Source organism: Erythrobacter litoralis (assembly GCF_001719165.1).
Taxonomy (GTDB): Bacteria; Pseudomonadota; Alphaproteobacteria; order Sphingomonadales; family Sphingomonadaceae; genus Erythrobacter; species Erythrobacter litoralis.
The window spans coordinates 3,128,385-3,141,330 of record NZ_CP017057.1 but is presented as its reverse complement, the minus strand read 5'-3'; the positions used below and the strand labels follow the sequence as shown (position 1 = coordinate 3,141,330).

Below are 12,946 nucleotides of genomic sequence, written 5' to 3'. Positions count from 1 at the left end.
GGGAGCCTTCAGGTGAGGGTGGAAACGGTCCGCTTCAGCAATGCGATGTCGGCGTCGCGGCTGAGGCGGTGGTCGCCGTCCTTAATCAGCGTCACCTGTACATCGTCCGAACGCAGAGCCTCGGCGAGTTTCAGGCTCACCTCCCACGGCACGTCCGCATCGCATTGCCCGTGGAGCAGGCGCACCGGGCAGCGAATCGCGATTTCCTGCCCCAGCCGCATGTGGCTTTCGGCATCAGCGAAGAAGCCGGGATGGGTTGGCGTGGGCTCGGGGCCGTAGGGATTGTCCTCGTAGACGATCTGCCCATGCGCGAGCTGCGCGCGCTGTTCGTCCGAATAGCCCCAGCGGGTGAAATCGGGCGCGGCGGCGATGCCGACCATGCCGGCGAGGCGCCCGTTATCCCTGGCCCCGAGAGCCTCGCCCACGAGCAGCATCAGCCAGCCGCCCATCGACGAGCCGACGAGGATGATGGGAGCGTTCACATGGCTTTCGACCAGCGCCAACACCTCGTCCCGCCAGCGCGACAGCGTGCCGTCCGCGAAGCTGCCCGAACTTTCCCCGCAGCCCGAATAGTCGAGCAGCAGGGCGGCCCGTCCTTCGTCGCGGGCCTGTTCGAACAGCGCGCTCGCCTTGCCGCCCGCCATGTCGGACATGTAGCCCGGCAGGAAGACGAGGCACGGTCCGGCGCCGTCCGCCTTGCGCAAGGCGATCCGGCGTCCATCGGGCATGTCGTGAAATCGAATGTCGGTCATCGGACGCGACCATGCCTTTCCCGGGCCTTTGCGCGCAAGCCCTCAGCGCTGTCACAGCTTCGACACCATCGGCGATTATCGGCTGCAAGCATGACCACGAACGACGCCGCCGCACCGGCCCCCTCGCCCGCCTCGTACTCTCTCGCCGATGTCTCGCGCCGCGGCCTGTTCGCGCTCGCTGGCGCGGCCTCCGCGCTTGCCGCGACGCCTGCCGGAGCGCGCACATGGGGCAGCGGCTTCACCCATTCGGTCGCCAGCGGCGAGCCGCAGGGAACCAGCGTCCTGCTATGGACCCGCTTCGTCGCCGATGCCGAGACCGTGCTCGAATGGGAAGTCAGCGACACCGCCGATTTCGCCCGCATCGCCTCGGCCGGCACGGTCACCGCGAGCGCGAGCCGCGACTGGTGCGCCAAGGCGATCGCGAACGGCCTCGAACCGGACCGCTGGTATTATTACCGCTTCACCGCGCCGGGCGGGACCGTCTCCGACATCGGTCGCACCCGCACGCTGCCCGAAGGAGGGGTGCAGAAATTCCGCCTCGCGGTGTTCTCCTGCTCCAATTTCGGCTTTGGCTGGTTCAATTCCTATGCCCATGCGGCGGAAGCCAATGATTGCGACCTGGCGGTGCATCTGGGCGATTACATCTACGAATACGGTGCGGGCAATTATCCCTCGGCCGCGCAGGCCGATCCGGGCCGCGACCTCGAACCCGACAACGAGATCGTGACGCTCGCCGATTATCGCACCCGCTATGCGACCTATCGTGCCGACCCGGACCTCAGGCGCCTGCACCAGTCGCTGCCGATGATCGCGGTCTGGGACGACCACGAAAGCGCGAATGACAGCTGGACGGACGGGGCGCAGAACCACCAGCCGGACAGCGAAGGCCCGTGGGACGTGCGCAAGGCGATCGCCAAGCGGGTCTACCGCGAATGGATGCCGGTCTCGGACGAACCCTATGCCGCCTACGACATCGGCGACCTCGCGACGATCTTCCGGCTCGACACGCGGCTGGAGGGGCGCAACGAACAGCTCGATCTCGGCACCGTGCTTGAAGGCGCGAGCGATCCCGAGGCCGCGCTCGCCGCGCTGGTGAAGTTCCGCGAAGGCGACTGGGCGGACCCTTCGCGCCAGTTGCTCGGCGAAGCGCAGGAGCAATGGCTGGCCGAAGGCCTCGCCGCCTCGACCGCGCGCGGGGCGACGTGGCAGGTGCTCGCGCAGCAGGTGCTGATGGGCAATCTCAGGAGCCCCGCCGCGCTTGCCGAGCAGGCCGGTGGCAGCCTGCCCGATTTCATTCGCCAGCGGATGATGGCGGCGGCGATGGCGAGCCGTGTCGGCCTGCCGCTCAACATGGATGCCTGGGACGGCTATCCCGCCGCGCGCGAACGGGTGTTCAAGGCCGCGCTCGAAGCCGATGCGAACCTGCTGGTGCTCGCGGGCGACACGCACAATGCCTGGGCCTTCGACCTCGATCACGCGGGCGCGAAGGTGGGCGTCGAAGTGGGCGTGCAGGGGACGACATCGCCCGGTTTCGAAAGCTATCTCTCCTTCGTTCCGCCCGCCGATCTCGCGAACGCGCTGGTGGCCGAGAACGCGCAATTGCAATGGGCCGACACCGCGCAGCGCGGCTACATGACGGTCGAGCTGACCCCCGCGCGCGCAACCACCGAATTCCGTTTCGTCGAGGGCGTCAGGCAGCGCTCGACCCGCCTCGCGGGGACCAAGCGGGTCTCGGTCGGGGCGGGCGCGCGCACGCTGGACGCGTGATCCGCTAGTCGCGGCTGAAGATCTCCTCGATCCGCATCCCGAACACTTCGGCGATGCGGAAGGCGAGGGGGAGCGAGGGGTCGTAGCGGCCCTTCTCGATCGCGTTGACGCTCTGGCGGCTGACCTCCAATCGGTCGGCGAGATCCTGCTGCGACCAGTCGCGTTCCGCGCGCAGCACTTTCAGACGGTTCTTCACGCGCGGCCCCCTAGGCGCTGCCCCACGTGCCGTGCTGCACGCGATTGAAGGCCGCGCCGACGAAGAGGCCGAAGAACCACGCCACCGCGACCCACCATGCGTCGAGATGGGGGACGAGGTCGGCGCTTTCGAGAAAGCCCCAGACCGAGGCGGCGCTGAGCGCGACGGCGGTTGCGACAAGCGACTGTCGCACGGTCAGCATCGCTAAGAATTCGTCCTCTTCTTCGACCATCAGCCGCCCGATCGCCCAGAACACGCCGATGATGGCAAGGCCGGGCAGCAGCGCGAGCAGGACGCGGACCGCCTGCGGCCCCGTTTCATCGCCGAATAGCGACAGCGAGGCGACGGCGACGAGGTAGAGCGAGGTGAACAGCGCGGTCCGCTTGACATAGCGCGCCTGCGCGAGTCCGCGCGAGCCGGCCTCGGCCTTGCTGCGCGCGGAAAGCTGGGCGGCGCGGAACACGGCGGCAAGGAGCGCGAGCGGGACGAGCGCGAGGACGAGCACTATCTCCAGCCCCTCGATGGCGCCGGTCCATCTGAGCAGGCCGAGCGCGAGCGAGCTGGCGACGAACAGCCCGGCCCAGAAATGGGGTCCGCGTCCCAGGAATCCCGTGCGCGGATCGCTGTCGGGCCGGGAGGAGGCGGCGTTCACTGGAGGCATCCACGCCCGCAGGGCGTGTCGGACTGGAGGCTGCCCCAGGCGGCGCCGGTGAGGCCGAAGATGATGCCCGCGGTGGCGGGATCGCTGACCCCCTGCGACTGCATGACGAAGGCGACGAGGATGATGACGCAGGCCCATGCGAGGGCCGGGATGATGGTGCTGGTGTTGGACATGGTGACAAGCTCCCTTGCAACTATGGAAAGCACACTTGTCATTTTCTGCGGACAATGTCAAGCAACCTTTCCACAAAGGAGCGCGAGCTTGCCTCTCGCCGGCTGACTTTGATCAACTTGCGCGTGACAATCGCCTGTTGGGAGATTATCTCCCCCCCATGGCACGAGCGCTGACCAGCCCCATGACGACTACCACCTCCGGTTTCCGGGGGCGGGCTCTCGCGCATTAGCGACAGGCTCCGCCGCCCGGCCGACGGGCGGTGCGGTGTCCTCCCGAAATCGGCCATTCCAAGGCAACACCGCTCTTCCGGTGCGCGTCCGCTTGTGGCAGGGCGCACCCCAAGTAAGACGGACTGCGAGACAAATGACCGAACTGCTCAAGATCAGCCTTCCCGACGGATCGGTGCGCGAAATGGCGCCGGGCTCGACCCCCGCCGATGTCGCTGCCGCGATCGGACCGGGCCTCGCCAAGGCTGCTCTCGCCGCGAAGGTGAACGGCGAGGTGCGCGATCTTTGCCGCCCCTTCGATAGCGATGCCGAACTCGCGCTCATCACCGCAAGGGACGAGGCCGAAGCGCTCGAACTCGTCCGGCACGATTATGCCCACATCCTCGCCGAGGCGGTGCAGGCCCTTTATCCGGGCACGCAGATCACCTTCGGCCCCGCCACCGACGACGGCTTCTATTACGACGTGAAGGCGCCCGAAAACCGCGAGCCTTTCTCGATGGACGACCTGCCCGCCATCGAGGAGAAGATGCGCGAGATCATCAGGGCTGACAAGCCGCTGCGCCGCGAGGTTTGGAGCCGCGAGCAGCTGATCGCGAAATGGGAAAGCGAGGGCGAGACCTTCAAGGCCGAATGGGCGAAGGAACTGCCCGAGAACGAGGAACTGACGGTCTATTGGTCGGGTGACGACTGGCTCGACATGTGCCGCGGCCCGCATCTCGAAAGCACCGGCAAGCTCGATCCGCAGGCATTCAAGCTGATGCGCGTCGCCGGGGCCTATTGGCGCGGCGATCAGAAGAACGCGCAGCTGACGCGGATCTACGGCACCGGCTGGCTCAACAAGAAGCAACTGAACGCCCACCTCACCCGTCTGGAGGAAGCCGCCAAGCGCGACCACCGCAAGCTGGGGCGCGAGATGGACCTCTTCCACCTGCAGGAAGAGGCGCATGGCAGCGTCTTCTGGCACCCCAAGGGCTATCGCATCTGGCGCGAGCTCGAGGCTTACATGCGTCGCCGCATGGATGCGGGCGGATATCGCGAGATCAAGACGCCGCAGGTGATGGACGCGCGCCAGTGGGAGCAGTCCGGCCATTGGGGCAAGTATCGCGAGAACATGTTCGTCATCCCCGACGAGGTCCCGAACACCGAGGAAGGCGCCGAGCTGATCTCGAAGGACGCCGACTGGATGGCGCTGAAGCCGATGAACTGCCCGGCGCACGTGCTGGTCTTCAAGCAGGGCATCACCTCATACCGCGACCTGCCGATCCGGCTGGGCGAAATGGGCTGCTGCCACCGCAACGAACCGCACGGCGCGCTCCACGGCCTGATGCGCGTGCGCCAGTTCACGCAGGACGACGCGCATATCTTCTGCACGGAAAGCCAGGTGGTCGAGGAAGTGCGCAAGTTCTGCGAGCTTGCCGACAGCGTCTACCAGCATTTCGGCTTCACTTATGAAATCAAGCTCGCGACCCGGCCCGAGCAGCGCTACGGCTCGGATGCGGACTGGGACAAGGCCGAGCAGGAATTGCGCTACGCGGTGGCCAAAGCGGGCATGGCGAATGACGAATTCGGCTGGGAGGAATTGCCGGGCGAGGGCGCATTCTACGCGCCCAAGCTCGAATGGCACCTGACCGATGCGATCGGGCGCACCTGGCAGGTCGGCACGATCCAGTCCGACCGCGTCCTGCCGGAAAGGCTCGATGCGAGCTATGTCGGCGAGGACGGCGAAAAGCACCGCCCGGTCATGCTGCACCGCGCGATCTTCGGCTCCTACGAACGCTTCATCGGCATATTGATCGAACATTTCGCAGGGCGGCTTCCCGCATGGCTCGCGCCGGTTCAGGCGGTGGTCGCCACCATCGTTTCCGATGCCGATGACTATGCGAAGGAGGCCACGGCGAAACTGGCCGCGGCGGGGCTGCGCGTAGATAGCGACCTTCGCAACGAGAAGATCAATTACAAGGTGCGCGAACACTCGCTTGCCAAGGTCCCCTACCTGCTGGTGGTGGGCAAGCGCGAGGCGGAGGAAGGCACGGTTGCGATGCGCATTCTCGGCGAGAAGGAGCAGCGCGTCCTGTCCCTGGACGAAGCTATTGCGCTGATCGGCGAGGCGGCGACCCCGCCTGATCTCGCGTAAGCAGGTCTAGAAGGGAAGCGGCTGGCCCGCGAGGATCAGCGCGAGTGCGGTCGCGGTGACGATCGCCGTGCGCAGGATCGCTTCGTGCCGGAGCGCGATCTGCGCCCGGGTAGCGGCGGTGAGGGCGATGGCTCTGCTCATGCACGCCAGTTTCCGCGCCAAACCCTAACGAAGCGTTAAGGGGCCGCGGGCATCTGCTGGCTGGCGCAGTGAAAGCCTCCGCCTCCGGCCAGAACGGCATCGGCGCGAAGGCCGACGGTCTTGCGGTCCGGGAACAGCGCGGCGATTGCTTCAACCCCGGCATCGTCGTTCGGCGACCCGAAAACCGGCACGACGACAAGGTTCGAGGTGATCGCGAAATTGACATAGCTTGCGGGCTCGATCCTGCCTTCCCGCTCGATCCGGCCGGGCGAGGGGATGCGAACGACCTCGATCCCGGCCCCGGCCGCGCGGTTGGCGGCGTCATCGTAGATCGCGGCATTGGGGTCGTCCCGGCCCGCCGGTTCGGGCACGACGAGCCGGTTTTCGCCGACGAAGCGCGCAAGATTGTCGACATGGCCGTCGGTGTGGTCGTTCACCAATCCTTCGCCGAGCCAGACCACTCGGGTAAAGCCGAGCCGGGCGGCGAGTTCTTCCTCTATGGCCGCGCGGCTCATGGAAGGGTTGCGGTTGGGGTTGAGCAGGCATTGCTCGGTCGTCACGCAGAGGCCCGTGCCGTCGGTATCGACCGCGCCGCCTTCGAGTATCATCGGCGAATGGCTGACGGATAGCCCGGCATCGCGCGCGATCGTCTCTCCGACGCTTTCATCGCCCGGCATCTCGTATTTCCCGCCCCAGCCGTTGAAGGCGAAGCGGATTGCGCGCCGTTCGACCTTGTCCATCACCACCAGCGGGCCGGTATCCCGCAGCCAGACATCGCCATAGGTCCGCCGCTCTAGCGTCACGGCATCGCTCGTCAGGGTGCGGGCGCGGGCCTCGTTCGCATCGTCGCGGACCAGCAGGCGGACCTGCTGCCCGCTCTCCGCCACCGCATTGGCGAAGGCCGCGATCTGCTCCTGTGCGGGCGCGAGAAAGCCGGGCCATTCCTCGGCGAGATGGGGAAAGCCGATCCACAGCCAGTCCTGCTTCGCCCATTCGGGCGGCATCGTCGCGGCCATGGCGGCTCTCCCCCTCGCTCAGCAGCCCGCGTCGGAAGCGGCGCAGCTCTGGTCGCGAATGCCGCGGAACTCGTCGCCCTCGTTCCAGTTCGGCCAGCTCGTGCTCGTCGCCATCGCCCGGCCGATCCGGTAGAACAGCTGGAGATCGGCCATCACGCCCGACCAGTCCCAGTTCTCGTCATATTCGTCCTTGGGACCGTGATAGCGATTGGCGCGGTAATCCTCGGCGATCGCCTTGCCAGCCTCGCGACCGCCCTCGATCAGGTCCTGCCCGCCATCGACATAGAGCATCGGCACCCCGCGCTTGGCGAAGGCGAAATGGTCGGACCGGTAGTAATAGCCCGCCTCGGGGCTCGGGTTCGGGGTCGCGACGCGCCCGTCGGCGACCAGACCCGCCTCGAGAAAGGCGTCGAGCTGCGACTTGCCCGGCCCGACGACCGTGACGTCGCGCGCGGGCCCGGCCATGTCGAAGGCGTCCATGTTGATGCCCCCCACGGTCTGCGCGAGCGGGAAGACCGGGTTCGCGGCATAGTAATCCGCCCCGAGCAGGCCCGATTCCTCGGCCGTCACCGCAAGGAAGACAAGGCTGCGGCGCGGCGCGCCTGCCTTGGCATGCGCTTCGGCAAGCGCAACCAGTGCGGCCGTGCCGGTGGCGTTGTCGACCGCGCCATTGCAGATGTCGTCCCCGTCGGGCGCGGGTTTGCACCGGCCGAGATGGTCCCAGTGCGCGGTGTGGATGACATATTCGTCAGGCGCCTCGCTGCCCGGCAGGATACCGATGACATTGCGGCTGACGAAATTGCGGAAATCGTTTTCGAAGCTCGTTGAGGCCTTGAGACCGAGCGGCACGGCCTTGAAATCCTCGGACTTCGCGGCCTCGCTGAGCGCATCGAGGTCCTGACCCGCGGCGGCCATGATCTCGCGCGCGACATCCTGCTGGATCCAGCCATTGACCCTGGTGAGCGGCGGCGCATTCTCGCCCCGCCTGGCATAGGCCTGCGGGCCTGACCACGAGCTTTCGACGACGTTCCAGCCATAGCTCGCCGGTTCGGTCTGGTGGACGATCAGCGCGCCCGCCGCGCCCTGCCTTGCGGCCTCTTCGTACTTGTAGGTCCAGCGCCCGTAATAGGTCATCGCCTTGCCGCCGAAAGTGCCGGTGAGCCCCGGGGTCTCCCAGTCGGGGTCGTTGACGAGGATGACAACGGTCTTGCCGGTGACATCGACGCCTTCATAATCGTTCCAGCCGCGCTCGGGCGCGTTGATGCCGTATCCGACAAAGACGAGTTCGCTGTCCTCGAGCCGTGTCGTCCCGTCCTCGCGATAGGTCACGCCGACCCATTCGCTGCCATAGTCGAAGCCGAGGCCGGGACCGCCACCCGTGATCGTGAGCGGGGCGTAGTTCTTTCCCGTTATCTCGACCAGCGGGACTTCCTGCACCCAGCTGTCGCCATTGCCGGGCCGAAGCCCCGCCGCCGCGAAGCGTTCGGTGAGATAGGCGACGGTCTTTTCCTCGCCCTCGGTGCCGGGCATGCGGCCTTCGAAACTGTCCTGCGACAGCGTCTTCGTGACCGTCTTCATCGTCTCTTGGGAGATGTCGCCCGGTTCGACTTCGGGAATGTCCAGCTCGGCCTCGGCGGATTCCATACCCGGAAAGGCGGCGTCGCATGCTCCCAGCATCAGCGCCCCGGCAAGAGCGGCGGCTCGCAGCGCGAAAGATCGTCTCATGTCCTTCAAGATCCTTACGTTCCCCGTGAATGCGGCTTCTCTTGCAGAGCCCCGCGGGATCGGCAAGCGGGTGCATGCTTGCGAGAGCCGCGCGAGCAGCCCAAGAGGAAGCCATGTCAGACCGTCCCGACTGGACCGGAGCGATCGAGCGGGCGCGCGCCCATGCGCCGTTCCTCGCGCGCTCGCTAGATCGGCAGCCGGAGCTTGCCGAACTGCTTGCTGCCGGTGAAGGCGAGGCGGCGATCGCATGGGCGAAGGCGCGCGGGGAGGGCGAGGAGCCGGAAGCCGCCCTGCGGCGCGAACGGCTCGGGCTTGCGACCGCGCTTGGCATCGGGGATCTTGCCGGGGCGTTTGCCCTGATCCGAGTGACGGGCGAACTGACCGCTTTCGCCGACCGTGCACTCGACCGCGCGATCCGCACCGCGATCCGCGAACGCACGGGCGGGGAATCGAGCGACGGCTTCGTCGCGCTGGCTCTTGGCAAGCAGGGGGCGGGCGAGCTCAATTATTCCTCCGACATCGACCCGATCCTGCTGTTCGATCCCGACCGGCTCCCGCGGCGCGAAAAGGACGATCCGGGCGAGGCGGCGCAGCGTTACGCGCGGCGGATCGTGCGGCTGCTGTCCGAAACGACGGCGCAGGGCTATGTCATGCGGGTCGATCTGCGGCTCAGGCCGGCAAGCGAGATCAGCCCGCCCGCCGTGCCGATCGCCTCCGCACTCGCCCATTATCAGGGGCAGGCGCTGGCATGGGAGCGCGCCGCCTTCGTCCGGGCGCGGCCCGCTGCGGGCGATATCGAACTGGGCGAGGAATTCCTCGCCGCCACCCGCCCCTTCGTCTGGCGGCGCCATCTCGATTTCGGCGCGGTCGCGGAAATCCGCCGCCTTACCAAGCGCATCCGCGAGGAATACGAGGGCGCGCCCCGGCCCGGCCCCGGTTTCGACGTGAAGCGCGGTCGCGGCGGCATCCGCGAGATCGAGTTCTACGCCCAGACCCTGCAGCTCATCCATGGCGGGCGCGATCCTTCGCTGAGGGTGCGCGGCACGCGCGAGGCGCTCGATGCGCTGGCCGCGGCCGGCCACGTCTCGCCCCGGGATGCGCGGGTGCTGGGCGAGGGGTATGACCGGCTGCGCGAGATCGAGCACCGCCTGCAGATGGTCAACGACCGCCAGACCCATGCGCTGCCCGAGAGCGCCGAGGCGCTCGATTCGGTGGCGCGGCTCGATGGGCTTTCGGACGGCGCGGCGCTGATCGCGGAACTGGAGGGGCTGACCACGCGGACGGGAGCGATCTACGATGCGCTGATCCGCGAGGAATTGCCGGTCGATCCCCCCGCTCCGCCTCCCACCCCCGCTGCCGAGCCCGCGGGCGATCCCGGCGCACGCACCGCGCGCGCCGCCCAGCTTGCGCAGCGGATGGAGGACTGGCGCGACGGACGCTATCAGAGCCTGCGCACGCCGCAGGCGCTCGCCGCCTTCGAGGCCATCGCGCCGACGCTCGCCGAAGCCTTCCTCGATGCCGACGACCCCGAGCGCGCGCTGGTGCGCTGGGAAAGCGTGCTCGATCGGGCGAGTTCGGCGATCAACCTGTTCCACCTGCTCAAGGCGCGGCCCGACCTGCTCCACCGGCTGATCTCCGCGCTCACTCTCGCCCCGGTCCTCGCCGACGAGCTTGCCCGGCGTCCCGAACTGCTCGACATATTGCTCGACCGCGATGCGCCGCGCCTGCCGCGCGCTCTCGAGGCGATCATGGGCCGCATCAAGGCCGCCGCCGCGCGCGAGGATTACGAGGCGTTGCTGGACGCGATCCGGGTCGTGACGGGCGAGGTGCGCTTCGCTCTCGGCGTGGAGCTGATCGAGGGACGGGCCGACCCGCTCGATGTCGCCGCCTCGCTTTCGCGCACTGCCGAGGCCGCCCTGCGGCTCGCCCACGAAGCGACGGCTGAGGAATTCGCCGGCGCGCATGGCCGGATCGAAGGCAGCGAACTGCTCGTGCTGGGGCTCGGCCGGTTCGGAGGCGGGGCGCTGACCCATGCCTCCGATCTCGACATCGTCTACCTGTTCACCGGCGATTTCGCCTCGCAATCGGACGGCAAGCGACCTCTGGGCGCGACGCATTACTTCAACCGCCTCGCAAGCCGGTTGAGCGCGGCGCTGTCCGTGCCCACGGCAGAGGGCGCGCTTTACGAGATCGATACGCGATTGAGGCCGCAGGGCGCGCAGGGCCCGCTTGCGGTGAGCTGCGAGGCCTTCGCCAAGTATCAGCGCGAGGCGGCCTGGACGTGGGAGCACATGGCGCTGGCCCGCGCGCGGGTTCTGGTCGGCTCGGAGGAAGCGCGCAAGGAGGTCGAGGCGCTCATCGCCGACGTCCTGTTCCGCCCGCGCGATGCGGAGGACCTGCGCGAATCGGTGCTCGAGATGCGCGACACCATGGCGCTCCACAAGACGCCCGGAGGCGAGCTTGACGTCAAGCTGCAGCGCGGCGGACTGGTCGATTTCGAATTCCTCGTCCACTACCTCCAGCTGCGCGGCGGAAGAGCGCTGGCCGAGGCGCATCCGGCCGCCTTTGCCGCCGATCTTGGCAGGACGATCCCGGCGCTGGTCGCCGCTGGTCTGCTGCCGCAGGGCTTTCACGAGGATTACGACCTCATGACCCGCATGCTGGTCGCCGGACGCCTGCTCGCCCCGGGCGGGAACGAGCCGCCCCCGCTCGCCGCCCGCGCCCTGGCGCAGGCGTGCAGGCAGTCGGATTATGCCAGCCTCTTGCGCGCCCTTGCCGAGGCGCGGCAAAGGGTGGCCGGAACCTGGCACGCGATTCTCGGTCAGGACATCATCCACCAACAGGGGAGCTGAAACATGAGCGACTTTCCCGGCGTCGGCGACGCCATGCCCGACATCGCGATGGAAACGCCCGATGGCGGCAGCGTGAAGCCGTCCGACTTTGCGGGGCGCAAGCTGGTGGTCTTCTTCTATCCCAAGGACAACACGCCCGGCTGCACCACCGAGGCGAAGGATTTCTCCGCCTTGAAGGGCGAGTTCGACGCCGCCGGCGTGGCGCTGCTCGGCGTCTCCAAGGATTCGGCCAAGAAGCACCAGAAGTTCATCGCCAAGCACGACCTCACCACCCCGCTCGCGACCGATGCGGAAGAAGGCGGGCTGTCCGATGCGCTCGGCGTGTGGGCGGAAAAGCAGATGTACGGGAAGACCTATATGGGCATGGTCCGATCGACCTATCTCGTGGGTGCGGACGGGAAGATCGCGCAGGTCTGGCCCAAGGTGAAGGTCAAGGGACACGCCGAGGAAGTGCTGGCAGCGGCGAAAGCCCTTTGAGCCGCGAGAGCGCGGGCCCCGAAAGCGTCGTCTCCGAAAGCGTCGCTCACGCGATCCGCGCGGCCCTGCTGACCGCCGATCCGCGCACCAAGTGCTTTGCCGCGCGCGACGTTGCGCGGCGCTGGCGGCGGGGCGAACTCGCTTTCGCCTTCGATGTCGCCATGCCCGACCGGCCCGCATGGCCGGACAAGCCCGAACTGCTGCCGCCGAACCGGATGCCCAAGCGCGGGAAGTTCGGATCGGTTCGGGCCCGGATCGCGCTGTGGCATTCGCTTGCTCACATCGAATTCGTGGCGATCGATCTCGCGCTCGACATGGCGGGGCGATTCGGCGGGGAGATGGACGAGGAATTCGTCAGCGATTTCCTTTCCGTCGCTGCCGACGAGGCGTTGCATTTCGCGCTGCTCGCCCGCAAGCTCGAATCGCTCGGCAGCCATTACGGCGCGCTGCCCGCCCATGCCGGATTGTGGGAAGCGGCGCATGGCACGAGGGCCGATGTCGCAGCGAGGCTGGCAGTGGTGCCGATGGTGCTCGAGGCGCGCGGGCTCGACGTGACACCGGCGACGCTCGAAAGGGTCGAGGCCGCAGGCGACGCGCACGGCGCGAAAATCCTCGCGCGCATTCTTGACGACGAAATCCGCCACGTGCGCTTTGGCACCAAACATTTTCTGAAGATCGCCGAGGGTCTTGGAAAGGCGCCCGAATCCCTGTGGAAATACCTGGTCGGGACGCACTTCCGGGGGACGCTCAAACCCCCTTTCAACGACTCGGCGCGCCTTGCAGCCGGTTTGTCCCGGGATTTCTACACTAATGTTGCAAGTTAG

At 67.5% G+C, this 12,946-nt stretch carries 12 protein-coding genes; 5 read left to right on the top strand and 7 right to left on the bottom strand.

Annotated features, from left to right (window positions below; translation table 11 throughout):
- Positions 1–8: 8 nt before the first annotated feature.
- Positions 9–752, bottom strand: coding sequence for an alpha/beta hydrolase (locus tag Ga0102493_RS14920; RefSeq protein WP_034902462.1), 744 nt, complete (start codon positions 750–752; stop codon positions 9–11).
- A 90-nt stretch (positions 753–842) separates the two neighbouring features.
- Between Ga0102493_RS14920 and Ga0102493_RS14915 the strand changes: the two genes are divergently transcribed.
- Positions 843–2,519, top strand: coding sequence for an alkaline phosphatase D family protein (locus Ga0102493_RS14915; RefSeq protein WP_034902460.1), 1,677 nt, complete (start codon positions 843–845; stop codon positions 2,517–2,519).
- Positions 2,520–2,523: 4 nt separating this feature from the next.
- Here the strand turns inward: Ga0102493_RS14915 and Ga0102493_RS14910 are convergent, their stop codons facing one another.
- From Ga0102493_RS14910 to Ga0102493_RS14900, 3 genes are read right to left on the bottom strand one after another with little or no spacing between them, the layout of a single operon-like run.
- The gene (locus Ga0102493_RS14910; RefSeq protein ID WP_034902457.1) at positions 2,524–2,715 is read right to left on the bottom strand and encodes a helix-turn-helix transcriptional regulator; all 192 of its coding nucleotides are present in this window, start codon (positions 2,713–2,715) and stop codon (positions 2,524–2,526) included.
- Positions 2,716–2,725: 10 nt separating this feature from the next.
- Complete coding sequence (locus Ga0102493_RS15815) at positions 2,726–3,367, bottom strand: hypothetical protein (RefSeq protein WP_236922248.1); 642 nt, start codon at positions 3,365–3,367, stop codon at positions 2,726–2,728.
- A complete protein-coding gene (locus tag Ga0102493_RS14900; protein WP_034902454.1) occupies positions 3,364–3,549 on the bottom strand; it encodes a hypothetical protein in 186 nt (61 codons plus the stop codon). The genes Ga0102493_RS15815 and Ga0102493_RS14900 overlap by 4 nt, the downstream gene beginning before the upstream one ends.
- A 364-nt stretch (positions 3,550–3,913) precedes the next feature.
- On the opposite strand from Ga0102493_RS14900, the gene thrS reads away from it, so the two are divergent.
- On the top strand, positions 3,914–5,911 hold the full coding sequence (gene thrS, locus Ga0102493_RS14895; RefSeq protein ID WP_034902451.1) for a threonine--tRNA ligase: 1,998 nt from the start codon (positions 3,914–3,916) through the stop codon (positions 5,909–5,911).
- 6 nt (positions 5,912–5,917) lie between these two features.
- Here the strand turns inward: thrS and Ga0102493_RS16495 are convergent, their stop codons facing one another.
- From Ga0102493_RS16495 to Ga0102493_RS14885, 3 genes are read right to left on the bottom strand one after another with little or no spacing between them, the layout of a single operon-like run.
- Positions 5,918–6,052 (bottom strand): hypothetical protein, encoded by a 135-nt coding sequence (locus Ga0102493_RS16495; protein ID WP_257784820.1) that lies wholly within the window; start codon positions 6,050–6,052, stop codon positions 5,918–5,920.
- A gap of 35 nt (positions 6,053–6,087) precedes the next feature.
- Positions 6,088–7,068: an agmatine deiminase family protein gene (locus Ga0102493_RS14890; RefSeq protein ID WP_034902449.1), complete on the bottom strand. Its 981-nt coding sequence runs from the start codon at positions 7,066–7,068 to the stop codon at positions 6,088–6,090.
- An 18-nt stretch (positions 7,069–7,086) separates the two neighbouring features.
- A complete protein-coding gene (locus Ga0102493_RS14885) occupies positions 7,087–8,793 on the bottom strand; it encodes a M28 family metallopeptidase (protein ID WP_034902446.1) in 1,707 nt (568 codons plus the stop codon).
- 113 nt (positions 8,794–8,906) lie between these two features.
- Between Ga0102493_RS14885 and glnE the strand changes: the two genes are divergently transcribed.
- The 3 genes from glnE to Ga0102493_RS14870 are packed head-to-tail and all read left to right on the top strand — an operon-like array spanning position 8,907 to position 12,946.
- A complete protein-coding gene (glnE, locus tag Ga0102493_RS14880) occupies positions 8,907–11,645 on the top strand; it encodes a bifunctional [glutamate--ammonia ligase]-adenylyl-L-tyrosine phosphorylase/[glutamate--ammonia-ligase] adenylyltransferase (protein ID WP_034902443.1) in 2,739 nt (912 codons plus the stop codon).
- Between the two features lie 3 nt (positions 11,646–11,648).
- On the top strand, positions 11,649–12,122 hold the full coding sequence (locus Ga0102493_RS14875; protein WP_034902440.1) for a peroxiredoxin: 474 nt from the start codon (positions 11,649–11,651) through the stop codon (positions 12,120–12,122).
- Complete coding sequence (locus Ga0102493_RS14870; RefSeq protein ID WP_051697794.1) at positions 12,119–12,946, top strand: ferritin-like domain-containing protein; 828 nt, start codon at positions 12,119–12,121, stop codon at positions 12,944–12,946. Before Ga0102493_RS14875 ends, Ga0102493_RS14870 begins: the two co-directional genes overlap by 4 nt.